General features: G+C 71.1%; 21 protein-coding genes. 3 read left to right on the top strand and 18 right to left on the bottom strand.

Features of this window, described 5'->3' with window-relative positions; translation table 11 throughout:
* Positions 1-35 precede the first annotated feature (35 nt).
* The 3 genes from FFT10_RS02485 to FFT10_RS02475 are packed head-to-tail and all read right to left on the bottom strand — an operon-like array spanning position 36 to position 2922.
* Positions 36-965 carry a DMT family transporter gene (locus FFT10_RS02485; protein ID WP_137731175.1) on the bottom strand — a complete coding sequence of 310 codons (930 nt, stop codon included), beginning with the start codon at positions 963-965 and terminating at the stop codon, positions 36-38.
* Complete coding sequence (locus FFT10_RS02480; protein ID WP_137731174.1) at positions 962-1465, bottom strand: methylated-DNA--[protein]-cysteine S-methyltransferase; 504 nt, start codon at positions 1463-1465, stop codon at positions 962-964. Before FFT10_RS02480 ends, FFT10_RS02485 begins: the two co-directional genes overlap by 4 nt.
* Entirely contained in the window at positions 1462-2922 is a 1461-nt protein-coding gene (locus FFT10_RS02475; protein WP_137731173.1) for a DNA-3-methyladenine glycosylase 2 family protein, read from the bottom strand. The genes FFT10_RS02480 and FFT10_RS02475 overlap by 4 nt, the downstream gene beginning before the upstream one ends.
* A gap of 165 nt (positions 2923-3087) precedes the next feature.
* On the opposite strand from FFT10_RS02475, the gene FFT10_RS02470 reads away from it, so the two are divergent.
* Positions 3088-4476: a phosphomannomutase/phosphoglucomutase gene (locus FFT10_RS02470; RefSeq protein WP_137731172.1), complete on the top strand. Its 1389-nt coding sequence runs from the start codon at positions 3088-3090 to the stop codon at positions 4474-4476.
* Entirely contained in the window at positions 4448-5782 is a 1335-nt protein-coding gene (locus FFT10_RS02465; RefSeq protein WP_137731171.1) for a 3-deoxy-D-manno-octulosonic acid transferase, read from the top strand. The genes FFT10_RS02470 and FFT10_RS02465 overlap by 29 nt, the downstream gene beginning before the upstream one ends.
* 27 nt (positions 5783-5809) lie before the next feature.
* Here the strand turns inward: FFT10_RS02465 and FFT10_RS02460 are convergent, their stop codons facing one another.
* The 6 genes from FFT10_RS02460 to FFT10_RS02435 are packed head-to-tail and all read right to left on the bottom strand — an operon-like array spanning position 5810 to position 13292.
* Positions 5810-7153: a TolC family outer membrane protein gene (locus FFT10_RS02460; RefSeq protein WP_137731170.1), complete on the bottom strand. Its 1344-nt coding sequence runs from the start codon at positions 7151-7153 to the stop codon at positions 5810-5812.
* Between the two features lie 53 nt (positions 7154-7206).
* A complete protein-coding gene (locus tag FFT10_RS02455) occupies positions 7207-7542 on the bottom strand; it encodes a rhodanese-like domain-containing protein (RefSeq protein WP_373282457.1) in 336 nt (111 codons plus the stop codon).
* A gap of 14 nt (positions 7543-7556) precedes the next feature.
* The gene (locus tag FFT10_RS02450) at positions 7557-8210 is read right to left on the bottom strand and encodes a protein-L-isoaspartate O-methyltransferase family protein (RefSeq protein ID WP_137731168.1); all 654 of its coding nucleotides are present in this window, start codon (positions 8208-8210) and stop codon (positions 7557-7559) included.
* A gap of 49 nt (positions 8211-8259) precedes the next feature.
* On the bottom strand, positions 8260-11424 hold the full coding sequence (locus FFT10_RS02445; RefSeq protein WP_137731167.1) for an efflux RND transporter permease subunit: 3165 nt from the start codon (positions 11422-11424) through the stop codon (positions 8260-8262).
* 12 nt (positions 11425-11436) lie between these two features.
* The gene (locus FFT10_RS02440; RefSeq protein ID WP_137731166.1) at positions 11437-12621 is read right to left on the bottom strand and encodes an efflux RND transporter periplasmic adaptor subunit; all 1185 of its coding nucleotides are present in this window, start codon (positions 12619-12621) and stop codon (positions 11437-11439) included.
* Positions 12621-13292, bottom strand: a complete 672-nt coding sequence (locus tag FFT10_RS02435; RefSeq protein WP_137731165.1) for a TetR/AcrR family transcriptional regulator — start codon at positions 13290-13292, stop codon at positions 12621-12623. The genes FFT10_RS02440 and FFT10_RS02435 overlap by 1 nt, the downstream gene beginning before the upstream one ends.
* Positions 13293-13424: 132 nt before the next feature.
* Here FFT10_RS02435 and FFT10_RS02430 point away from each other — a divergent pair, with 132 nt between their 5' ends.
* Entirely contained in the window at positions 13425-14282 is an 858-nt protein-coding gene (locus FFT10_RS02430; RefSeq protein WP_137731164.1) for an undecaprenyl-diphosphate phosphatase, read from the top strand.
* Between the two features lie 12 nt (positions 14283-14294).
* On the opposite strand, the gene trmB is transcribed toward FFT10_RS02430, so the two are convergent.
* The 9 genes from trmB to nirB form a co-directional block, all read right to left on the bottom strand.
* A complete protein-coding gene (gene trmB / locus FFT10_RS02425; RefSeq protein WP_137731163.1) occupies positions 14295-15029 on the bottom strand; it encodes a tRNA (guanosine(46)-N7)-methyltransferase TrmB in 735 nt (244 codons plus the stop codon).
* A 35-nt stretch (positions 15030-15064) separates the two neighbouring features.
* Positions 15065-15412, bottom strand: coding sequence for a protein tyrosine phosphatase family protein (locus tag FFT10_RS02420; RefSeq protein ID WP_137731162.1), 348 nt, complete (start codon positions 15410-15412; stop codon positions 15065-15067).
* A 10-nt stretch (positions 15413-15422) separates the two neighbouring features.
* Positions 15423-15869 (bottom strand): GatB/YqeY domain-containing protein, encoded by a 447-nt coding sequence (locus FFT10_RS02415; RefSeq protein ID WP_137731161.1) that lies wholly within the window; start codon positions 15867-15869, stop codon positions 15423-15425.
* A gap of 86 nt (positions 15870-15955) precedes the next feature.
* Complete coding sequence (rpsU, locus tag FFT10_RS02410; protein ID WP_007833691.1) at positions 15956-16168, bottom strand: 30S ribosomal protein S21; 213 nt, start codon at positions 16166-16168, stop codon at positions 15956-15958.
* A 202-nt stretch (positions 16169-16370) separates the two neighbouring features.
* Positions 16371-17609 carry a BaiN/RdsA family NAD(P)/FAD-dependent oxidoreductase gene (locus FFT10_RS02405; RefSeq protein WP_228026914.1) on the bottom strand — a complete coding sequence of 413 codons (1239 nt, stop codon included), beginning with the start codon at positions 17607-17609 and terminating at the stop codon, positions 16371-16373.
* Positions 17610-17643: 34 nt separating this feature from the next.
* Entirely contained in the window at positions 17644-18597 is a 954-nt protein-coding gene (gene ybiB / locus FFT10_RS02400; protein ID WP_137731160.1) for a DNA-binding protein YbiB, read from the bottom strand.
* Between the two features lie 86 nt (positions 18598-18683).
* A complete protein-coding gene (locus tag FFT10_RS02395) occupies positions 18684-21476 on the bottom strand; it encodes a nitrate reductase (protein ID WP_137731159.1) in 2793 nt (930 codons plus the stop codon).
* Positions 21477-21489: 13 nt separating this feature from the next.
* Positions 21490-21888, bottom strand: coding sequence for a nitrite reductase small subunit NirD (gene nirD, locus FFT10_RS02390; protein WP_137731158.1), 399 nt, complete (start codon positions 21886-21888; stop codon positions 21490-21492).
* A 20-nt stretch (positions 21889-21908) separates the two neighbouring features.
* A complete protein-coding gene (gene nirB / locus FFT10_RS02385; protein ID WP_137731157.1) occupies positions 21909-24371 on the bottom strand; it encodes a nitrite reductase large subunit NirB in 2463 nt (820 codons plus the stop codon).
* Between the last annotated feature and the right edge of the window lie 135 nt (positions 24372-24506).

Below are 24506 nucleotides of genomic sequence, written 5' to 3'. Positions count from 1 at the left end.
GGTGCTTGGTCTCTCTGCGGGGAAAACCGCGCATTTTAGGTGCTGGCGATCTTGTCCCGGAGTGCTGGCCGCCGAGGCCACAGGCCCAGCACCAGCGCCGTGCCGGCCAGGATCACCGCGCCGCCGGCCAGCATCGGCAGCGTGGGCACCTCGGCCAGGAAGAGGCCGCCCCACAGCGCGGCGAACACCGGCACCAGGAAGGTGACCGACGCGGCCCCGGTGGGCCCGACCCGGGTGATCAGCCGGAAGTACAGGATGTAGGCCAGGCCCGAGGCCAGCACCGCCAGGCCGGCGGCTGCCAGCCAGTCCCGCAGGCCCGGTGGCTGCACCGGCCACAGCAGTGCCGCCGGCACGGCCAGCGCCAGCGCCGCGGCCAGCTGGGTACCGGCGGCCATGGCCATGGCGGGCACGCCGGTCAGGTGGCGCTTGGCATGGTTGCCGGCATAGCCATACAGCAGCGTGCCCAGCAGGCAGGCGCCGATGGCCAGCAGCGTGGGGCCGTCGAAGCGCAGCGCCGCCAGGCCGGCGCCGGCCGGCGTGGTCAGCGACTTCACCAGCGCCAGCCCCGCCACGCCGGCAAAGCCCAGCGCCAGGCCCAGGCTGCGCCAGCGGTTCAGCGGGTCGCCCAGCCAGGCCCAGGCGATCAGCGCGGTGCACAGCGGCGTGGCGGCATTGAAGATGGCCGCCAGCGCCGCCGGCAGGGTGTAGACCGCGTAGCCGAACAGCAGGAACGGCAGGGCCGAGTTGGTCAGCCCCAGCACCAGCAGGGCCCGCCAGCGCTGGCGCAGCACCGGTGCCTCGCCGCGCAGCAGCAGCATCGGCAGCAGGAACAGCGCCGCCCCCGCCACCCGCACGAAGGCCAGTGCCACCGGTCCGAAGGCCGGCACCGCCATGCGCATGAACAGGAAGGACGCGCCCCAGATCGCGGCCAGCAGCAGCAGGTCGGTCAGATCGCGTGGCTTCATGCCAGCAAGACGCCTTCGGCCTGCAGCAGCGCCGTCTTGCGGTGCAGGCCGCCGGCGTAGCCGGTCAGCGATCCGTCCCGCCCCAGCACCCGGTGGCAGGGCACCAGCACCGACACCGGGTTGCGGCCGATGGCGGCACCCGCCGCGCGCACCGCGGCAGGTGAGCCGGCGGCACTGGCGATCTGCCCGTAGGTGCTGGTGGCGCCGCGCGGCAGGGCGATCAGCGCCCGCCACACCGCCTGCTGGAACGCCGTGCCGTGCATGTCCAGCGGCACGGACTGCAGCGGCTCGGCGGCGCCGTCGAAGTAGGCCTGCAATGCCCGGGCGGCTGCCTGGAGTTGCGGATGGCCAGCGTCGTCGGGCACCGGCAGCGGGCCGGGGTGGTGGGCCTGGCCGTCGAACCACAGGCCGGCCAGGCCGGCGGCGGTGGCAGCGGCGGTCATGGTGCCCAGCGGGGTGGCGAGGCGGGCCTGGGCCTGCAGGTGGGGGTGGATGGTCATGGGGTTTCCAGGGACAGCCAGAGTTTGAACACGGCATAGCCGCGCCAGGGCCGCCAGGCTTCGGCGATGGCGGTGCCGGCGGCAGGATCGCGGGTGGCGGCGGTCTGGCCCAGTGCCTTCAGCAGCGCGATGTCGGCGGCCGGCCAGGCATCGGGCCAGCCCAGGGTGCGCAGGGCGATCAGCTGCGCGCTCCAGTCGCCGATGCCGGGCAGGCTGGTCAGCGTGGCGAGCGTCGCCGCGACGTCGTCACCGGGCTGCAGCGTCAGCCGGCCCGCTGCCACCGCCTGGGCCAGGGCCTGCAGCGCGCGCACCCGCTGCCGCACGATGCCCAGGGTGCCGATGTCGGCCGGATCGGCCGCGGCGAGCACCGCGGCGCTGGGAAACAGCCGGTCGAGCCCGGGAAAGGGCGTGTCGATTGGCGCACCGAAGCGCTGCACCAGGCGCTGGCACAGCGTGCGCGCCGCGGCCACGCTGACCTGCTGGCCCAGCACCACCCGCACCGCGGTCTCGAAGCCGTCCCAGCTGCCGGGCAGGCGCAGTCCGGGCCGTGCCGGGCCGGGCACGCTGGCCAGCACCGGGTCGATGACGGCCGGGTCGGCGTCCAGGTCGAAGGCGTGGCGGGCGCGCTGCAGCAGCGCGCCCAGCGCCGGGCGCAGGCCGGGGGCGGCGGCCAGATGCAGCTCGCACCGCTGCGGCAGGAAGCGGGCTTCGATCCAGCCGGTCAGCACCTGGCCCTGGTGCGGCACGGCCAGCGTGCGGCGCAGCACCTGCCCATCCACCTGTTCCTGCCCGGGCACGGCGCGGCGGGCGGTGAAGCCCAGCAGGCCGTCCAGGTCATATGGCGGTCGCCAGGCCAGCCGCAGCGCACCGGGTTCGGCCGCGCCTTCGCGCCGCAGCGCGCTGGGGCTGAGCCGGTAGCGCTCGGCAAACGCGGCGTTGAAGCGCCGCAGGCTGCCGAAGCCGGTGCTCAGCGCCACCTGGGTGACCGGCAGCGCGGTGTCGGTCAACAGCTGCTTGGCCAGCAGCAGGCGCTGGGTGGTTAGCCAGGCCAGCGGCGTGACGCCATGGCGGCGGGCGAAGATGCGGCGCAGGTGCCGGTCGGTCACGCCCAGGCGGGCGGCGATGGCCGGCAGCGGTGGATCCTGCCCTTCATGCGCGGCCTGGGCCAGCCAGCGCGCCGCCTGGTCGGCCAGCACGTCTGACGAATCGGCCAGCGACAGCCCCGGCGCCAGCTCGGGCCGGCAGCGCAGGCAGGGGCGGAAGCCCTGGGTCTCGGCTTGCGCGGCATTCGGGAAGAAGCGGCAGTTCTCCCGCCGCGGCGGCTTCACCCGGCACACCGGCCGGCAGTAGATGCCGGTGGAGGTGACGCCGATGAACAGCCGGCCGTCGAAGCGCGCGTCATGCGCCCGCAGCGCCTGGTAGGCGGCGTCGTCGTGCAGGGCGTCGGGGCTGGACATGGGCGCATGATAGGCAGCCGCCGCCAGCCGACTGGCCGTTTTCGGACCTGTGCCTGCCGGCTGGGTCCGCCGGCGCCGGCAGGCACCCCGTCGCCGTGCAGGCGCTGCCTACAATGCTTTGCAATCCTTCGGTCGTCCACCTCCACCACAGGTTCCACCCCACCCATGCAAGTTCCTGCCTCTGCGTTCAAGGCCTATGACATCCGCGGCATCGTCGGCAAGGGCATCGACGAGAACTTCGCCGAGCACCTGGGCCGCGCCTTCGGCAGCGAAGCCCGGCTCACCGGCCAGAAGGCGGTGGTGGTGGGCCGCGACGGCCGCCTGTCGGGCCCCGGCCTGGTGGCCGGCCTGATCCGCGGGCTGAAGTCGACCGGGCTGGACGTGGTGGACATCGGCGCCGTCACCACGCCGATGCTGTACTACGTGGCCGCCACCCGCGGCGCCCATGGCTGCAACTCCGGCATCCAGGTCACCGGCAGCCACAACCCCAAGGACTACAACGGCTTCAAGATGGTGATGGCCGGCCGCGCCATCTACGGCGAGGACATCCAGCGCCTGCGCCAGCGCATGCAGAGCGAGACCTATGCCCGCGGCAAGGGCCGCAGCGCCACGATGGACATCGTGCCCGAGTACACCGCCCGCATCGTCAACGACGCCAAGCTGGCCCGGCCGATGAAGATCGTGGTCGATTCCGGCAACGGCATCCCGGGTGCCACCGCGCCGGCCATCCTGCGCGCACTGGGCTGCGAGGTGATCGACCTGTACTCCAAGGTCGACGGCGACTTTCCCAACCACCACCCCGACCCCAGCAAGCCCGAGAACCTGGCCGACCTGATCAAGGTGGTGCATGCCACCGATGCCGAGCTGGGCATCGCCTTCGACGGCGACGGCGACCGGCTGGGCCTGGTCACCAAGGGCGGCAACATCATCTACCCCGACCGGCAGCTGATGCTGCTGGTGCGCGATGTGCTCTCGCGCAACCCGGGCGGCACGGTGATCTTCGACGTGAAATGCTCGCAGCGGCTGCCGGTGGTCATCCGCGAGGCCGGCGGCGTGCCGATGATGTACAAGACCGGCCACTCGCTGATCAAGGCGAAGATGAAGGAGATGAAGGCGCCGATCGCCGGCGAGATGAGCGGCCACATCTTCCTGGGCGAGCGCTGGTACGGCTTCGACGACGCGATGTACACCTGCGCCCGGGTGCTGGAGATCCTGTCGCGCAGCGCCGACCCCAGCGCGGTGCTGGATGCGCTGCCCACCTCGTTCTCCACCCCCGAGCTGAACGTGGCCTGCGCCGAGGGCGAGCCGCACAAGCTGGTGGCCGAACTGCAGGCCACCGCCAAGTTCCCGGGCGCCGAGGTCAACACCATCGACGGCCTGCGGGCCGACTACGACGACGGCTTCGGCCTGATCCGCGCCTCCAACACCACGCCGGTGCTGGTGATGCGCTTCGAAGGCCACACGCCCGAGGCCCTGGCCCGCATCGAGCACGACTTCATGGCTGCGCTGCGCGTGGTCAAGCCCGATGCGCAGGTCGCCCAGGCCGCACATTGACACCGGCGCGCCGCGGCCCGCGCTGCCGGCGCGGCTGTGGCAGGGCCTGGTGTTGGGGGCCTACACCAGCGCACTGCGGCTGGCCACGCCGCTGTACCTGCTGCGGCTGTGGCGCCGCGGCAAAGCCGAGGCCGGCTACCGCTTCCGCCTTCTGGAGCGCCTGGGTTTCTACCCGGGCCGGCCGCCGCTGCCTGGCGCCATCTGGCTGCATGCCGTCTCGCTGGGCGAGACCCGTGCCGCCCTGCCGCTGGTGGAGGCGCTGCGCCGCGCCCAGCCCGACATCCGCCTGCTGCTGACCCACGGCACCGCCACCGGCCGCACCGCCGGCCGCAAGCTGATGCAGGAAGGCGACGGTCAGGTCTGGCTGCCCTACGACACGCCGGGCGCTGCGCGGCGCTTCCTGCGCCACTTCCAGCCCAGCGTCGGCATCCTGATGGAGACCGAGCTGTGGCCCACGATGATGCGCGAGGCCCAGCGCCACGGCGTGCCGATGGTGATGGCCAACGCCCGACTCAGCGAGCGCAGCGCGGCCAAGGGCCAGCGGCTGTCCGCGTTGCTGCACCCGGCGGCGGCGCGGCTGTCGATGGTGCTGGCGCAGACGGTGGACGACGCCCGCCGCCTGCGCGAGGCCGGTGCGCCGCGGGTGATGGTCAGCGGCAACCTGAAGTTCGACATGACACCCTCGCCGCGGCTCACCGCCCTGGGCCTGCAGTGGCGCCAGGGCCTGCACCGGCCGGTGGTGCTGGCCGCCAGCACACGCGAAGGTGAGGAAGGCCCGCTGCTGGCCGCCTGGGCCAAGCTGCCGGTGCCGCGGCCGCTGCTGCTGGTGGTGCCGCGGCATCCGCAGCGCTTCCAGGAAGTGGCGGCGCTGGCCCGCATGCAGGGCCTGACGCTGCACTGCCGCACCGAATGGGACGACGAGCCACCGCTGGAGGCCGCGATGGCCGACGTCTGGGTCGGCGACACCATGGGCGAGATGCCGCTGTACTACGCCTGCGCCGACGTGGCCCTGCTGGGCGGCAGCTTTGCGCCGCTGGGCGGGCAGAACCTGATCGAGGCGGCCGCCTGCGGCTGCCCGGTGGTGATGGGCCCGCACACCTTCAACTTCGCCCAGGCCAGCAAGCAGGCGCTGCTGGCGCGGGCGGCCCAGCGCGTCGACGACATCCAGGCCGGCGTGAAGGTGGCCACCCAGCTGGCGACCGACCCCGACCGCAATGCCTGGGTGCAGCGTGCGCTGGGCTTTGCCAACGCCCACCGCGGTGCGGCAGCGCTGATCTCGCAGCAGGTGCTGAAGCTGACGAAGTAGCGCCGGCCGGTCGCGGTCGGCGCGCCGTCAGGGCGCCAGCAGCGCGTCAACGTTGCGCACATCCTGCGGCTGCAGCTGGCCCGAGGCCTGGCGCAGCTTCAGGCCGTTGACGATGACGTCGTAGCGGGCCTTGGACAGGTCGCGCCGGGTGTCGAACAGCTGGCTCTGGGCATTCAGGACATCCAGGTTGACGCGCACGCCCACCTTGTAGCCCAGCTCGGTGGCCTCCAGCGCCAGCTTGGTGGAGGCCTCGGCGGCCTCCAGCGCCTTCACCTGGCCCAGGCCCGACTGCACGCCCAGGAAGGCGCTGCGCGTGCCCAGCGTGACGCCGCGGCGGGCGGCTTCCAGGTCCTGGCGGGCCTTTTCTTCCAGCACCACGGTTTCCTTGATGCGGTTCTGCACCGCGCCGCCGGTGTACAGCGGCAAGTTCAGCTGCACGCCCACGCTGCCGGTGGTGGCGGTGCCGCGGTTGGCGTTGACGGTGGTGCCCGAGCCGCTGGCCTTGCTGGTGCTGACCGCGCCGACCAGGTCGACCGTGGGCAGCGCGCCGGCGCGGGCCTTCTCGGTCTCCAGCCGGGCCACGTCCTGGCCCAGCAGGGCCTTGCGGATGGTGGGGTGCTGGGCCTCGGCCGTGGCCACCCAGGCGTCCATGTCGGCCGGCAGCACCGGCGGCAGGGCCACCGGCAGGGCCAGGCCCCTGGGCGCCACGGCCTGGCGGCCGACCAGCTGGTCGAGCACGGTGCGCTTGGTGCGCAGGTCGTTGTCGGCCACCAGCTCGCGGGCGGTGGCCAGGTCGAAGCGGGCCTGGGCCTCGCGTGAATCGGTGATGGTGGCGGTGCCCACCTCGAAGTTGCGCTTGGCCGAGGCCAGCTGCTCGGCCACCGCCTTCTTGAAGGCCTGGGCCGCCGACAGCGCATCCTGCGCGGCCAGCACGTCGAAGTAGGCTTGGGCCACGCGCACGATCAGGTCCTGCTCGGCCGCGGCCAGGTCGGCCTTGGAGACCTCCAGCGCCCGCTTGGCCTGCTCGATGGTGGCGGTGTTGCCGCGGTTGAACAGCGGCTGGCGGCCCTGCACGCCCAGCGTGGCGGTGCGGCTGCCGACATTGGCACCGGTGACGGTGCTGACCTCGGCCGCCGAGGCCGATCCGCTGAGGCTGGCGCTGGGCAGGCGCAGCGCATCGGCCTGGGCGGCCTTGAATTCGGCGGATTCGGCCAGGCTGCGCGCGGCCAGGTAGGTGGCGTCGTAGGCGCGGGCGGCTTCGTAGACCGTGTTCAGGTTCTGCGCCGATGCCGCGCCGCTGGCCAGCAGCAGCGCCAGCAGGCTGGCGCACCGCAGGCGCGAAGGCAGGAAGCGCGGGGTCGGGCTGGACATGGACAGTGATCCTCGGGTGGGGGCTGAAATGGCGGATGAGCGACAGGGCGGATTCAGTAGCGCGGCACCGCGGCATCCACCTCGCGGGACCAGGCATCGATGCCGCCGGCGACGTTGTACACGGCGGTGTGGCCCTGCTGCTGCAGGAATGCGACGCACTGCAGGCTGCGTGCGCCGTGATGGCACAAAACCAGGACAGGCTGCGTCGGCGGCAATTCGCCGCGGCGCGCCGGCAGGCTGTGCATCGGGATGTGCACCGTGGTGGCGCCGGGCAGGTCGAGCCGGGCGGTCTGCAGTTCCCAGTCTTCCCGCACATCCAGCAGCAGCGGCGCCGGCGCGGTGTGGCCGGCCACGAAGGCGGCCAGGTCCTGCACGGCGATCTGGGGCAGCGTCATCGGTGCCGTCAGAAGTGGAAGCGGGTGGGCTCGCCGAAGCCGGCCAGCCGCGGCGCCACGGTGTCGAACAGGTCCTGCGATTGCAGCGCCGTGGCCGACAGCCGGGTGATGCGCACCGCGCGCATCACCGGCTCCTGGCCGACGATGGTCAGCAGCCGGCCACCGATCTTCAGCTGGTCGAGCAGGGCCTGCGGCACCTCGGCCACCGAGCCCGACAGCATGATCACGTCGAACGGGCCGTCGCCAGGCAGGCCGGCCTGGCCGTCCATGTCGCGCACGCTGGCATTGAGCACGCCGCCGCGGCGCAGGTTGGCGGTGGCCATGGCGGCCAGCGCGCCGATGCGCTCCAGCGCGATCACCGACTGCGCCCGGTGGGCCAGCAGCGCGGTCATGAAGCCCGAGCCGGCGCCGACTTCCAGCACCCGCTCATGGCGCTGCACCTGGGCCTCCTGCAGCAGGCGGGCCTCGACCTTGGGCGCCAGCATCACCTGGCCATGGCCCAGCGGCACCTCGGCATCGACGAAGGCCAGGGCCTGGTAGGCCGGCGGCACGAAGTCTTCGCGGCGCACGCGGGCCAGCAGGTCCAGCACGTTCAGGTCCAGCACATCCCAGGGGCGGATCTGCTGCTCGATCATGTTGAAGCGGGCTTGTTCGATGTTCATGGGCGTTCCGTGGAGCAGGGCGGCGGTGATTGCGGGTTAACCCAGGATTCTATTTCGGGGGGATGGCGGCAGGCTGACGTGGCGCAGCCGGCGGCTGGCCGAACAGCCGGCGTGATGCCCAGGCACCCAGGTCGTCCAGCCAGCAGTAGATGACCGGCACCACCACCAGCGTCAGCAGCGACGAGGTGATGACGCCGCCGATCACCGCCTGGCCCATGGGCGCGCGCTGCTCCGAGCCTTCGGTCAGCGCCAGGGCCAGCGGCAGCATGCCGAAGACCATGGCCAGCGTGGTCATCAGGATCGGCCGCAGCCGCACCTTGGCGGCCATCAGCAGGGCGGCGCTGCGCTCCATGCCTTCATCGCGCGCGCGGATCGCGAAATCCACCAGCAGGATGGCGTTCTTGGTCACCAGGCCCATCAGCATGATCACGCCGATCACCGAGAACATGTTCAGCGTGCTGCGCCACAGCAGCAGCGCGCCCACCACGCCGATCAGCGTGAGCGGCAGCGAGCTCATCAGCGCCAGCGGCTGCAGGAAGCTGCGGAACTGGCTGGCCAGGATCATGTAGATGAAGACCACGCCCATCACCAGGGCCGAGATGGCGTAGCCGAAGCTGTCCTGCATGTCCTTGGTGCTGCCGCCGAAGCGGTAGGTGTAGCCTGGCGGCAGCGGTGTGTCGGCCAGGATCTGGCGGATCTCGGCCGACACCTCGCCCAGCGCCCGGCCGCTGGTGTTGGCGGTGATCTCGCTTTCGCGGTTGAGGTCGCGGCGGTTGATCTGTGTGGGCCCCAGGCCAGCGCGCACATCGGCCACCTGGCCCAGACGCACGGTGCGCATGCTGCCGTCCGTGTTCGCGCCCAGCACCAGGCCCAGGCGGGCCAGGTCGTCGGGGTTGTCGCGGGCCTCGGGCGTCAGCCGCACCTTGACGTCGTAGGTCTGGTCATTGGCGGCGCGCCAGTCGCCCACCGTCTGGCCGGCCACCAGGGCGCGCAGCGTGCTGGTGATGCTGCCCACGCTCAGGCCCAGGTCGCTGGCGGCGTCGCGCTTCACGTCCACCACCACCGTGGGCTTGGGCGGCTTCATGCTGGTGTCCAGGTCCACCAGGCCGGGCACGGTGGCCATCCTGGCCATCAGCGTGGCGGTCAGGCGCTGCAGCTCGGCGATGTCGCTGCCCTGGATCGACAGCGAGATCGGCTTGTTGCCGCCGATGGCATCGAGCAGGCCCACGTGGGTGACGGTGATGCCGGCCACCTGGCGCAGCCGCTCGCGCAGCGGCACGGACATCTGGTCGACGCTGCGGCTGCGGTCTTTCCGGTCGACCAGACGCACGAACACGCTGGCGTAGTTGCGGCCCGCTGCATTGCCGCTGTTGATGGTGGTGAGCGTGTAGCGCACCTCGGGCATCTCGCGCAGGATGGCGTCGACCTGCCGCGCCCGCGCCTCGGTGGTGGCCAGGCTGCTGCCCACTGGCGTGTAGAACTGGATGCTGGTCTCGCTGAAATCGGCCTTGGGCACGAACTCGGTGCCCAGCCGCGGCACCAGCACCAGCGCCGCCACCAGCGAGGCCAGCGCGATCAGCACGGTGATGCCCTTGTGCACCAGCGACCAGCGCAATGCCGCCACGTACACATCGCCCAGCTTGTGCGAGGCGCGGTCCACCCAGTGCGTCAACCGGCCCAGCGTGTGGTCGTAGAAGCCCTTGGGCTGGAACGGCTGCCCTTCGCGGTCGATCGCCGGGTCATGCCAGACCGAGCTGAGCATCGGGTCGAGCGTGAAGCTGACGAACATCGAGATCAGCACCGCCGCCACGATGGTGATGCCGAACTCGTGGAAGAACTTGCCGATGATGCCGCTCATGAAGCCGATCGGCAGGAACACGGCCACGATGCTCAGCGTGGTGGCCAGCACCGCCAGGCCGATCTCGTTGGTGCCGGCCAGTGACGCATCCCTGGCGCCCTTGCCCATCTGCACATGGCGCACGATGTTCTCGCGCACCACGATGGCATCGTCGATCAGCAGGCCCACGCACAGGCTCATCGCCATCAGCGTGATCATGTTGATCGAGAAGCCGAACATGTCCATGAACAGGAAGGTGCCGATCAGCGCGATCGGCAGCGTCAGCCCGGTGATGACGGTGGAGCGCCAGCTGTTGAGGAACAGGAAGACGATGCCCACCGTCAGCACCGCACCCTCGATCAGCGTGCGCTTGACATTGGCCACCGAGACGCGGATCGGCCGCGAGCCATCGCGCACCACCTCCAGCGCCACGCCGGGCGGCAGCCGCGGCTTGAGCTGTTCGGCCGCCTGCAGCAGGCCGTCGACCACGTCGATGGTGTTCTCGCCCTGGCTCTTCTTCACCTCCAGCGCCAGCATGCGCTTGCCGTTGTAGAGCGCCAGGGTCTCCACTTCCTCGGGTCCGTCGACGACCTGCGCCACCTGCTGCAGCTTGACGGGCTGGCCGCCCCGGCGGGCCACCACCACCTGGTTCAGCTCGTCGGGCCGCTTCACCCGGCCGTCGATCTGCACCGTGCGCTCGGCCTCGGCCGAGCGCAGGCTGCCGGCCGGCAGGTCCTGGTTCTCGGTGCGCACCGCGCCCATCACGCTGTCCACACCGACGCCGAAGGCCTCCAGCGCCGCGGGCTTGAGGTACACGTTGATCTCGCGCTTGACACCGCCGACCAGCGCCACCGAGCCGACGCCGCGCACGTTCTCCAGCCGCTTCTTGGCCACCTGGTCGGCCCAGGTGGTCAGCGCCTGCACGCTGACGCTGCCGTCGGGCGAGGTGACGGCCAGCGAGAAGATCGGCACGCTGGCGGGGTCGAAGCGGGAGATGCGCGAATCCTTCACCTCGTCGCGCAGCGTGGGCTTGATCAGCGCCAGCTTCTCGCGCACATCGTCGGCGGCGCGCCGGCCATCCATGTCCAGGTTGAACTGGATGATGACGACCGACGCACCCTCGTAGCTGCGCGAGTACAGCTGGTTGATGCCGGCGATGGTGTTGACCGTCTCCTCGATCTTCTTGGTGACCTCGCTCTCCACCACCTCGGGCGCGGCACCGGGGTACTCGGTCTGCACCACCACGGTGGGGAAGTCGATGTCGGGGAACTGGTCGACCTTCAGCCGCTGGTAGGAGAACAGCCCCAGCACCACGAAGGCCAGCATGACCATCACGGCCATGACCGGGTTGGCGATGGAGACGCGGGTGAACCACATGGCAGCAGCCGGTCAGCGCGAGGCGGCGGAAGCGGCCAGGGCCGCGGCCGGCGCCTTCAGCCGCACGCCGTCGGCCACCAGGCCGGCGGTAGCGGTCAGCACCTGGTCGCCGGTCGCCAGACCGCTGCGCACTTCCACCCAGTCGCCGCTGCCGGCCGTGGCCTGCGGCGCCCGGCCCTGGGCGCCCAGGGTCAGCACCCGGCGTTCGGCACGGCCGTCGCGCAGACGGATGGCGTAGGGCTGGGCCTGGTCCATGCGCACCGCCGACAGCGGGATCGCCAGCGCCGTGGTCTGGCCCAGTTCCACGCTGCCGCGGGCGAACAGGCCGTGGCGCAGGCCCGGGTGCGGGTCCACCGCCAGGTAGGCCGCCACGGTGCGGGCCCCGGCGGTAGCGCTGGGGTTGATGCGCACCACGCGGGCGGCCACCTGGGCGCCGCTGCCGTCCAGCAGCAGGCTGGCCGGCGCACCCACCTGCAGCGCCGGCAGGTCCTGCGGCGCCACGGCGGCTTCCAGCTCGATGCGCGACAGGTCGACGATCTCGACGATGCGCCCGTCCACCGGCACCCGCTCGCCGGGCTGGGCCAGGCGCTGGGCCACCAGGCCGCTGATCGGCGCCACCAGGGTGGCATCGCCACGGCTCTTGCGCGCCAGCTCCACAGCGGCCAGCGCCGCCTGCAGCGTGGCCTGGGCACCGGCCTCGTTGCTGGCCGAGGTGTCCAGCGCAGTGGGCGAGATGAAGCCCTGGGCCACCAGCGCCTTGTTGTTGGCCAGCTGGCGCTGGGCGATCTCCAACTGCGCGCGGGCGGCGGCGCCCTGCTGCTCGGCCTGGCGCAGACGCAGGTCGAACTCGGTGGCGTCGAGCTGGCCGATCACCTGGCCGGCGCGCACCGCATCGCCCTCGCGCACCGTCAGCGTCTTCAGCTCGGCCGCCACGCGGGCCTTGACGAAGGCGGTGTTCACCGCCTTCAGGCTGCCCGAGACCTCCAGCCGGCGGCTCAGCGTGGTGGGCTGCACCGTCAGCAGGTCCTGCGGGCCCAATTCCAGCTGGGGCTGCGGGGCGCTGGCGGCGCCCATGGCAGGCTTGGGTGCAGCGCTGCGGTTGGCCAGCCACTGCCGGCCGGCCAGCAGCACGGCGAGCAGCACCAGCGCGGCCAGCAACCAGCGCAGCCAAGGTTTCTTCTTCGGGGTGTCGGACATCAGGCGGTGGGGCGCGCAGCCGGCGCCGGTTCGGGTGGACGCACGCACAGGCCGGCCAGCACCAGCTGCACATGCTGGGCGATGAAGGCGCGCCCATCGAGGTGCCAGTCGGCCGGCGTGCAGGCGCCGAAGGAGTGGCGGTGCAGGCAGATCATCACCAGCGGCAACACCAGCGAGTGCACTGCATGGTCGACATCGACCGGGCGGAACTCGCCTTGGGCGATGCCCTGGCTGACCACGCGGCCCAGCAGATCGTGGGCGCGTTCCACCACCTCGCGGTGGTAGAACTCGGCGATTTCGGGGAAGTTGCGCACCTCGGTGATCACCAGCTTGAACACGCCCGAGGCGGGGCTGTCGTACAGCTGGGTCCACCAGTCGATCAGGATGCCCTGCAGCAGGGCGGTGGCGGTGCCGGAATGCTCGGCCGCCTGGGCGGCGCCGGCGGCGATCCGGGCCGACAGGTAGTGCGCGATCACCGCCTTCAGCAGCTCTTCCTTGCTGGGGTAGTAGAGGTAGAGCGTGCCCTTGGACACGCCGGCCAGCGCGGCCACTTCCTCGGCGCGGGTGGCGGCAAAGCCCTTCTGCACGAACAGCGCCAGCGCGGCATCGAGCAGTTCCTGGGGGCGGGCCTCCTTGCGGCGTCGCCGGTGGGCGGTGTCGGTGTGTGGCATTTAATGACTGACTGGTCAGTAATGTAGCCGCCGCACCGCGCCGGGGCAAGCCGGGGCAACCCGGCACAGCCGTTGCCGAAAGACCCGCCATGTTGCGCGGCTATCATCTGCGGCTTTGGCTGGAGAGCGTGCGTGGACCTTGTGCTGTTGCTGAAGGCGGCCGTCATGGGCGTGGTGGAGGGGCTCACCGAGTTCCTGCCGATCTCGTCCACCGGCCACCTGATCCTCGCGGGGTCGCTGCTGAACTTCACCGGCGACATGGTCAAGGTCTTCGAGATCGCGATCCAGACCGGTGCCATGCTGGCCGTGGTGTGGGAATACCGCCAGCGGCTGGGCGAGACGGTGGCCGGCATCACCAGCCAGGCCAAGGCCCAGCGCTTTGCGCTGAATGTGCTGGTGGCCTTTCTGCCGGCGGTGGTGTTCGGTCTGGCGCTGGGCAGCGTCATCAAGAAGCACCTGTTCGCCCCGGTGCCGGTGGCCATGGCCTTCATCGTGGGCGGCGTGCTGATCCTGTGGATCGAGGCGCGCCACAAGCGCCTGTACGGCGCCATGGACCTGCAGGGCGGCCGGCGTGCACGGGTGGAGACGGTGGACGACATGACCGTGGCCGATGCGCTGAAGGTGGGCCTGCTGCAGTGCCTGGCCCTGGTGCCGGGCACCAGCCGCTCGGGCGCCACCATCATGGGCGCGCTCGTGCTGGGCTTCTCCCGCAAGGCGGCGGCCGAGTTCAGCTTCTTCCTGGGCATTCCCACGCTGATGGGCGCCGGCGCCTATTCGGTGTGGAAGCAGCGCGATCTGTTGAGCCTGCAGGACGTGCCGGTGTTCGCGGTGGGCACGGTGATGGCCTTCTTCAGCGCGCTGCTGTGCATCCGCTGGCTGATCCGCTATGTGTCGACGCACGACTTCACCGTCTTCGCCTGGTACCGCATCGTCTTCGGCTGCCTGGTGCTGCTGACGTCCTACACCGGCTGGGTCACCTGGGCGGCGTGACTGCCCGCAACGTCAGGTGCGGCGGGTGAACAGCAGGTCCCACACCCCGTGGCCCAGCTTGAGGCCGCGGGCCTCGAACTTGGTCAGCGGGCGCATCGCCGGCCGCGGCGCGTAGCCCTCGGCGGTGTTGGCCAGGGCCGGACAGTCGCCCAGCACCTGCAGCATCTGCTGGGCGTAGTCTTCCCAGTCGGTGGCGCAGTGCAGCCAGCCGCCGTGGGCCAGCCGGCCGGTCAGCAGATCGACCAGCGGCGGCTGGATCAGCCGGCGCTTGTGGTGGCGCTTCTTGTGCCAGGGGTCGGGAAAGTACACATGCACGCCGGCCAGTGAAGCCGGCGCCACCATCTGGCGCAGCACCTCGACCGCGTCGTGCTGCAGGATGCGGATGTTGGTCAGCCCGCGTTCGCCGATCTCGCGCAGCAGCGCGCCCACGCCGGGCTGGTGCACTTCCACACCGATGAAATCCAGGTCGGGCCGCGCCGCGGCGATGGCCGCCGTGGCCTGGCCCATGCCGAAGCCGATCTCCAGCACCCGCGGCGCGCTGCGGCCGAAGACCGCATCCCAGTCGGGCACGGCCGGCTGGAAGGGCAGCATGTACTGCGGCCCCAGTTCGGCCAACGCACGCGCCTGACCGGTGCCCAGGCGGCCGGCCCGCAGCACGAAGCTGCGCACCGGGCGGTGGCGGTGGGGATGTGTCACCGGCGTGGCGGTGCTGTCGTCCGCCGGGGCGGCGGGCTCGGGTGTCGGCATGGCGGGCAGGCGGCCGCGGCCGCCCGGATCAAGGGTCAGCCGGCGGTGGCCTGCTGGAAGAGCCGGGTCGAGCGGGCGCCCGAGCGGCAGAAAGCCAGCATCGGCTGCGGCAGGGTCTTCAGCAGGTCGGCAAAGGCGGCGATCTGCTCGGGCGATTGCCAGCCGCCGTCCACCGGCAGGTGGCGGTATTCCAGGCCCGCGGCCACCGCGGCAGCCTCGATGGCGGCGCTGGTCGGCTGGTCGGGACCGTGCTCGAAGTCCGGTCGGTTGTTGACCACGCTCTTGAAGCCCAGGCGGGCCAGCTCGGCCATCGCCTCGGGCGCGAGTTGCGGGGCCACACACACGGTGTCGGCGATCTGGCGCAGGGGCAGGTTGGTGCTCATGGCGCGCAGCTTACTTCGCCAGGGCGGCCTTCACCGCCGCCGATACCGCGCCCATGTCGGCCTTGCCGGCCAGCTGGGCCTTGACGGCGGCCATCACCTTGCCCATGTCACCGGGGCCGCTGGCCCCCAGCGCCGACACGATCGCGCCGACCGCCGCAGCCACTTCCTCGGCCGACAGCCGCGCCGGCAGGTAGGCCTGCAGCACGGCCAGTTCGGCGCTTTCCTGGTCGACCAGGTCGGTGCGGCCGGCGCTCTGGAAGGCGGTGATCGAATCCTTGCGCTGCTTGATCAGCTTGTCGACCACGCCGACGATGGCGGCGTCATCGAGCGTGATGCGCTCGTCCACCTCGCGCTGCTTGATGGCGGCCATCAGCAGGCGGATGGTGCCCAGGCGCGCACTGTCCTTGGCGCGCATGGCCGTCTTCATGTCGTCGGAGATCTGGTCTTTCAGGGGCATGCGGGCCTCGGGCAGTTGCAATCGGTGGAACCATGAAAAACGCCCGCTGCGGCGTCCCGCGCGGGCGTTTCTTCAAGCGGGGAAGCTCAGTACAGCTTCTTGGGGAGCTGCATGCTGCGCACGCGCTTGTAGTGACGCTTGACCGCGGCGGCCTTCTTGCGCTTGCGCTCGGCGGTGGGCTTCTCGTAGAACTCGCGGGCGCGAAGATCGGTGAGCAGGCCCAGCTTCTCTATGGTGCGCTTGAAGCGGCGCAGTGCAACGTCGAACGGCTCGTTTTCCTTGACGCGAATCGTGGTCATGTAATCCAAAAATCCCAGGGTTGGTGTGCACGGCGTGGTTCTGGACCGGCTGCTGGCTTCTCCACCCCCGGGCACCCGCCCTGAGACTGATCCATCCAACATTCCGGAATTGCCGGTTCCATGCCGCCGCGCGGTTTGCCAGCAAAGCGGGGATTCTACTTCGAAAACAGGGATATCGGCAAGATTCCCGTTGCATCGGTTTTCAGGCTGGTGCTGGCGCCATTGCCAACGATTGCGCGCAGGCCGCCGCACTGGCCCAGGCCCACTGGAAGTTGTAGCCGCCCAGCCAGCCGGTCACGTCGACCACCTCGCCGATGAAGTAGAGCCCCGGCTGGCGCTGGCTGGCCATGCTGCGGCTGTCCAGCTCGCGGGTGTCGACGCCGCCGGCGGTCACTTCCGCCTTGCGCCAGCCCTCGGTGCCGGTGGGCGTGATCTCCCAGCGCGCCAGGCTGTCGGCCAGGCGCTGCAGGTCTTTGTCGCGCACCTCGGGCAGCGGGCGGGTGGCGTCCAGGTCCAGCCGGGCCAGCCAGGCATCGGCCAGGCGCTGCGGCAGCAGGCCGGCCAGGGCATTGCCGAGCTGCCGACGCGAGCCGGCCTTGGCCTGGCGCAGCTGCTCGGCGATGTCGTCGGCCGGCAGCAGGTTCAGCCGCAGCGGCTGGCCGGGCTGCCAGAAGCTGGAGATCTGCAGCACCGCCGGGCCGCTGAGCCCGCGGTGGGTGAACAGCAGGTCTTCGTCGAACCGGCCAGCCGCCTTGCCGCTGCCGGTGGCCACCTGCACCGGCAGCGATGCACCGGCCAGTGGCACGAACGGTGCCCACAAGCTGGCATCGAAAGTGAGCGGCACCAAGGCCGGGCGTGGCGGCACGATGGCATGGCCGTACTGGCGCGCCAGCCGGTGGCCGATGTCGGTGGCGCCGATCTTCGGAATCGACAGCCCGCCGCTGGCCACCACGAATTGCGTGCAGCGCACCGGGCCGGCGCTGGTGTCGAGCTCGAAGCCGCCTTCGACCGCCCGCGCGGCGGCCAGGCTGCAGGGCTGCCAGCGCTGCACGCCGCCGGCCTCGCACTCGGCCACCAGCAGGTCGATGATCTGCTCGGCCGAGTCATCGCAGAACAGCTGGCCCTTGTGCTTCTCATGGAAGCCGATGCCGTGGCGCCTGACCAGGGCGATGAAGTCGGCCGGCGTGTAGCGGGCCAGGGCAGACCGGCAAAAATGCGGGTTGGCCGACAGGAACTGCGCCGGCGTCGCATCGCGGTTGGTGAAGTTGCAGCGGCCGCCGCCGGAGATGCGGATCTTCTCGGCCAGTTTCTCGGCGTGGTCGATCACCAGCACCTTCAGGCCGCGCTGGCCGGCGATGCCGGCGCAGAACAGCCCGGCCGCACCGGCGCCCAGGATCGCGGCGTCGAAGTGGAGCGGGGATGGGGGCAGGGCGGTGGGCACGGCGCGCGATGATAGGCGGGCCCTGGCCCGCCGATCAGGCGCGCTTGACCTGCGGCGTGCTGCTGCCCAGGCGCGCCAGTGCGGCCAGCAGCAGTTCCACCTGGCGGTCCAGCGGCGCCGGGCCCGGCTTCTCGCCGGCCAGCACGCCCTGGATGTAGACCGCCACAGTGGCCGCGTCGATCTGGCGCGGCAGCAGCGGCAGCTCGGCCAGCACGCCTTCCTGCACCGGGCAGGACAGGTCGGCCTGCCAGATGCCGCCCAGCCAGGTGTCGAGCTTGGGGCAGCGGCGCGGGTCGGCGACCGGTTCGCCCTCGGTGCCGCGCAGCAGCATCAGGTCGGCGGCGCTGCGCTGGGCCAGGTCGGCCATCAGGATGCCGAATTCGGGGTGGGTGTGGCTGGCCAGGCGCAAGGCCGGCGCATCGACCACCGGCTGCAGCAGCTTGGCCACGGTGTGGCCGGAATTGCGCAGACCGACCACCCAGCGCACGTCCAGCAGGCGCTGCAGCGCAGGGCTCAGGGTGTCGGTGGCGATGAAGGCCGGCTCGCGGCGCTGCCAGCGCTCCTGCACCGTGGCCACATCCTCGGCCGGGGGCAGGGCCAGGGCCTGGAAGATGTCGGCGGTGTTGACGCGGGCCGGGTCGTGCCGCGGGCCGTGCACCAGCACCCGGGCGCCTTCCTGCGCCAGGCGCAGCGCCAGCAGCGGCGTCAGGTTGGGCAGGCGGCGGGCGCCGTTGTAGCTGGGGATCACGATCACCGGCTTGTCGCTGTGCAGCGCCAGGCAGCGGGTCTGGGTGGCCTGGGCAAAGCCCAGCAGCTCGTCGACCGTCTCGCCCTTGATGCGCATGGCCAGCGCAAACGCGCCCACCTCGAGGTCGGTGACCTGGCCGTCCAGCACCTGGCCCATCAGATCCGCGGCCGCGTCGATGCCCAGGGACCGCGCGCCTTCATGGCCGCGGCCGATCTCCTTGATGTACTGCGCAATGCCCATGGCGAAACCCTTGCGTGTGTTGCGTCAGCCGATCGCAAGTTTCGGGCCGATTCGGCCACAGCACTGGCGATGGCACACGAAATGTTTCAAGCCGCCTGGCTGGCCAGCGGTTGCGGCGTGGCCGCGACCAGGCGCTGCAGCGTTGGCAGGCAGGATCCACATTGCGTGCCGCAACCCAGCCGCTGCTGCAGCTGCTGCAGGCGCTGGCCGTCGCTGCCACTGCAGCCTGCCAGCACGCCGACGATGGCCGGCTCGGCCACGTTCAGGCAGGTGCACACCTGGCGGCCGGCCGGCTGCAGCGCCACCGGCGCGGTGGCATCGGGCCGCAGCAGCTGGCGGCCGAAGGCCTGGGCCGGCAGCTGCTGTTGCAGCAAGTCCTTGATCCAGGCCTCGGCCCGGATGTCGCCGGCCAGCACAAAGGATTGCAGCCGGGTGTCGCTGCCCGCGATCTCCAGCCCGATGGCGCGGCGCTGGCCGCGGCGGGCATCGGCGTAACGCAGCGCATCCCGGCGGGTCGGGCCCAGGCCGAACAGGTTCTCGATCGTGGCGATGGTCTCGGCCGACGCCGGCTCGGCGGCCGCCAGCCGCAGCAGCACCCCATGCCGGGTGTGGCCGAAGGGCACGGCGCTGGCGTAGCCGAAGCCGGCCATCAGCGGCTGCAAATTCTGGCGCAGGTCCAGCGCATCGTCCTCCGGCAGCCAGGCGGCAGCCAGCAGGCGCCAGGGCAGCATCGCCTTCTGCAGCCGCACGGCGGTGTGCTTCAGCTCGGGCTGCTTCGACAGCGGGCAGAACGCCGGATTCGTCAGCGTGTTGATGCCGCCCGCCCCCCCGGCCCCCAGCACCTCGCCGCCCCAGTGCATCGCCACATGGGCCTGCGTGGGCGCCACGCTGTCGCTGGTGACCGCCGGCAGCACCAGATCGCCGCGGCGGCTGTGCACCTGCACCAGGTCGCCGTCCTGCAGCCGCAGGCGGGCCATGTCCTGCACATGCAGATCGATGCTGGGCTCGGCCTGGTGGCCGAACAGCCGGCCCAGGGTGCCTGTGCGGCTGCCGCCATGCCACTGGTCACGCAGCCGGCCGGTGGTCAGGCTGAACGGAAAGCGGGCATCACGCGGCTCGGCCAGCGGCAGCGCTGCGGTGTCGAAGAAGCGTGCGCGGCCGTCGGGTGTCTCGAAGCGGCCGTCTTCGTACAGCCGGGCGCGGCCGCTGGCGGCGCCAGCCGGCATCGGCCATTGCTGCGGGCCCTGTGAATCCAGGATGGGGTAGCTCAGGCCGGTGATGTCGAGATCCCGCCCGCGGGTGGTGGCGCGGTGCTCGTTCCAGATCGCCTCGGGGCTGTCGAAGCCGAACAGCGTGGGCGCGCCGGGGCGCAGCCGCGCCTCCAGCCGGCGGGCGATGTCCAGCGCGATGGCCCAGTCGTGGCGCGCGGCACCGGCCGGCGGGATGGCCGGGCGCACACGGCTGATGCGCCGCTCGCTGTTGGTGACGGTGCCGTCCTTTTCGCCCCAGGTGGTGGCAGGCAGCAGCCAGTCGGCGTACTTCGCGGTGGCGGTGGTGGCGAAGGCCTCCTGCACCACCACCAACTCGGCGCGCTGCAGCGCGCGCTGCACCATGGCCTGGTCGGGCAGGCTCTGGGCGGGGTTGGTGCAGGTGATCCACAGCGCCTTGATCTCGCCATCGGCGGCGGCCTGGAACATCTCCACGGCCGTCTTGCCGGGCTTGTCCGGCACCGACGGCAGGCCCCACAGCGCGGCCACCTCGGCCCGGTGGGCCGGGTTGGCCAGGTCGCGGTGGGCGCTGAGCAGATTGGCCAGGCCGCCCGCCTCGCGCCCGCCCATGGCATTGGGCTGGCCGGTCAGCGACAGCGGCCCGGCGCCGGGTTGGCCGATCTGGCCGCAGGCCAGGTGCAGGTTGATCAGCGCGGCATTGCGGGCGGTGCCGCTGCGGCTCTGGTTCAGGCCCTGGCAGTACAGGCTGAGGGTGGGCAGCCGCTGGCCGGTGGCCGCATCCACATTGGCGAACCAGCGCGCCGCCTGCAGGATGTCGGCTTCCTGCAGGCCGGTCATGCGGGCGGTTTCCTTGGGCGTGTACTCGCGCACCCGGGCCTTCAGCGCCTCGAAGCCGCTGGTGTGGGCGGCGATGTAGGCGTTGTCGGTCCAGCCCTCCCACAGCATCAGGTGCAGCAGGCCGTGGCACAGCGCGATGTCGGTGCCGGGCAGGATCTGCAGGTGCAGATCGGCCATGGCCGCAGTCTCGGTGCGGCGCGGGTCGACCACCACCAGCTTCTGCTGCGGGTTGGCGCGGCGGGCGTCTTCCAGCCGGCGCACCAGCACCGGATGGGCCCAGGCCGGGTTGGCGCCGGTCACCCAGACAGTGGCGGCATCGTTGAAGTCGTCGTAACAGGCCGGCGGCGCGTCGGCCCCTAGCGTGGCCTTGTAGCCGGCCACCGCGCTGCTCATGCACAGGCGGCTGTTGGTGTCGATGTTGTTGGTGCCGATCAGGCCCTTGGCCAGCTTGTTGAAGACGTAGTAGTCCTCGGTCAGCAGCTGGCCGGAGACGTACAGCCCCACCGCATCCGGGCCGTGGTGTTCGATGATGTCGGCCAACTGGTTGGTGATGGCCGGCAGCGCCGCATCCCAGCTGCTGGCCTGCGGCCCCTGGCCGCGCTGCAGCCGCTGCATCGGCTGCAGCAGCCGCGCCTGGCGGGTGATGGCGGCGCTGGCCGTCAGGTGCAGGGTGCTGCCCTTGCTGCACAGGCGGCCGAAGTTGGCCGGATGGTCGGGATCGCCGCGCACGCCGGTGATCTGCGCGCCCTCGCTCTCGATCACCACGCCGCAGCCGACGCCGCAGTAGGGGCAGGTGCTCTTGGTCTCGGCCATGGCGGTGGACGGTTCAGGCGCAGCTGGCCTGCTGGCGGCAGGGCCCCGCCACCGGCGCGGGCAGGTCCAGCGCCTTGGTGGCCAGTTCCTGCGCATCCAGCCACACCTGGCCGTCGTGCACCCGGCAGGCGAAGGCGGGGGTGCAGCCTTCGTCCGGCGCGCGGGCGTTGCCGTCCACCAGCGCGATGGTCCAGTTGTGCAGCGGGCAGGCCACCGCATCGCCATGCACGATGCCCTGGCTCAGCGGCCCGCCCTTGTGCGGGCAGCGGTCGAGCAGGGCGAAGACCCGGTCGTCGGCGGTGCGGAACACCGCCACCGGCATGCCCTGCGGGCGGGCCACGCGGCGGGCGCCGAGCGGGGGGATGTCGTCGACCGCGCAGACAGCGGTCCAGCCAGGGGCAGCGGGGGTCATGGGCAGGTTCTCGCGGTGCATCAGGCGCTCACCGGCAGACTGGGGGTGATGGCGCTGAACTGCCGCAGGTCGACCTGGGCCTTGGCATGCTCGAACCAGGGATCGGGCTCGCCATCCAGGCTGAACTGCAGCTTGGCCCACAGGGCACGCCGGCCCTCGTGGTCGTCGAGGATCTTCTTCTTCACGTGGTCCAAACCGACCCGATGCACATAGTGCACCGTGCGCTCCAGGTACCAGCCTTCTTCGCGGTAGAGCTGGCAGAAGGCGCCGGTGTACTCCAGCACCTCCTCGGGCGTCTTCAACTTGGTGAAGAACTGCGCCACCTCGGTCTTGATGCCGCCGTTGCCGGCCACGTACATCTCCCAGCCCGAGTCCACGCCGATGATGCCCACGTCCTTGATGCCGGCCTCGGCGCAGTTGCGCGGGCAGCCGCTGACCGCGAACTTCACCTTGTGCGGCGCATACATGCGCCACATGGCGCGTTCCAGGTCCTTGCCCATCTGCGTGCTGTCCTGCGTGCCGAAGCGGCACCACTCGCTGCCCACGCAGGTCTTCACCGTGCGCAGCGCCTTGGCATAGGCATGGCCGCTGGGCATGCCGATGTCCTTCCACACGCCCGGCAGGTCTTCCTTCTTCACGCCCAGCAGGTCGATGCGCTGGCCACCGGTGACCTTGACGGTGGGGATCTTGTACTTGTCCACCGCGTCGGCGATGCGGCGCAACTCGTCGGCGGTGGTCTCGCCGCCCCACATGCGCGGAATCACGCTGTAGCTGCCGTCCTTCTGGATGTTGGCGTGGCTGCGCTCGTTGATGTAGCGGCTCTGCGGATCGTCCTGCGCCTCCTTGGGCCAGGTGCTGATCAGGTAGTAGTTGATGGCCGGCCGGCAGCTGCTGCAGCCGTTGGGCGTGCGCCAGCCCAGGGCCTTGTAGACGCCATCGATGGTCAGCAGCTTGTCGCGGCGGATGGCCTCGCGGGCCTCCTGGTGGCTGGTGTCGGTGCAGCCGCACATGGCCTTCTTCTTCGGCGCGGCCGAGTAGTCGCCGCCGGCGGTGAACATCAGCAGCTGTTCCACCAGACCGGTGCAGCTGCCGCAGCTGGCGCTGGCCTTGGTGTGCTTGCGCACCTCTTCGAGGGTGAACAGGCCCTTGTCCTTGATGGCCTTGCAGATGCTGCCCTTGGTGACGCCGTTGCAGCCGCAGACTTCGTCCGAGTCGGCCATCGCCGCCGCCTTGTTGTGGCCCTGGTGGCCCACGTCGCCGATGTTGCTCTCGCCGAACATCAGCTTGTCGCGGATGTCGGCGACCGAGCGGCCGTCGCGCAGCAGCTTGAAGTACCAGCTGCCGTCCACGGTGTCGCCGTACAGGCAGGCGCCGACCAGCTTGTCGTCCTGGATCACCAGCTTCTTGTAGACGCCGCCGAAGGGGTCGCTCATCACGATCTCCTCGGTGCCGGCGCCGCCCATGAAGTTGCCGGCACTGAACAGGTCGATGCCGGTGACCTTGAGCTTGGTGCTGGTCTGGCTGCCGGTGTAGCGGCCGATGCCGAACTGCGCCAGGTGGGTGGCGCAGACCTTGCCCTGCTCGAACAGCGGCGCCACCAGGCCGTAGGCGATGCCGCGGTGGGCGGCACATTCGCCCACGGCGTAGATGCGCGGGTCGGTCACCGTCTGCAGCGTGTCGCTGACGACGATCCCACGCTGGCAGTGCAGGCCCATCGCCTCTGCCAATCGGGTGTTGGGGCGGATGCCGGCGGCCATCACCACCAGGTCGGCCGGGATCTCGCTGCCGTCCTTGAACTGCACGGCCATCACGCGGCCGCCTTGGCCACTGTCTGCGTCGCCGATCAGCGCCTGGGTCTGCGCGCCGATCAGGAACTTCAGGCCGCGCTGCTCCAGCGATTGGCGCAGCAGGCCGCCGGCCACATCGTCGAGCTGGCGCTCCATCAGCCAGGGGGCGATGTGCACCACCGTCACCTGCATGCCGCGCAGCATCAGGCCGTTGGCGGCTTCCAGCCCCAGCAGGCCGCCGCCGATGACCACCGCATGCCGGTGCGTCTGCGCAGTGGCGATCATGGTCTCGGTGTCGGCGATGTCGCGGTAGGCGATCACGCCGGCCAGGTCCTTGCCCGGCACCGGCAGGATGAAGGGCAGGCTGCCGGTGGCGACCAGCAGGCGGTCGTACTCTGCCGTCGTGCCATCGTCGGCGATCACCAGCCGCCGGGTGCGGTCCACCTGGGTCACCGTCTTGCCCAGGTGCAGGGTGATGCCGTGCTCGGCATACCAGCTCAGCGGGTTGAGGATGATCTGGTCGATGGTCTGCTCGCCGGCCAGCACCGGGCTCAACAGGATGCGGTTGTAGTTCGGGTGCGGCTCGGCGCCGAACACGGTGATGTCGTACAGGTCGGGGGCGATCTTCAGCAGCTCTTCCAGCGTGCGCACGCCGGCCATGCCGTTGCCGATCAACACCAGTTTCATCTTCTTCATGCTCAGGCTCCTGCGGACAGGTGGGCTGCGGGCCACGGCGCGGCAGGTCGTGTGGCGGGGCAGCTGGGGCGCAGCAGGCGGGGCGTGGGAGCGCGCGTGGGCGCAGATGGAGAGGCCCTGGGCCTGCCGGGGCGG

The organism is Pseudaquabacterium pictum (assembly GCF_005403045.1).
Classification (GTDB): Bacteria; Pseudomonadota; Gammaproteobacteria; order Burkholderiales; family Burkholderiaceae_C; genus Pseudaquabacterium; species Pseudaquabacterium pictum.
This window is presented reverse-complemented; position numbering and strand designations above follow the sequence as displayed.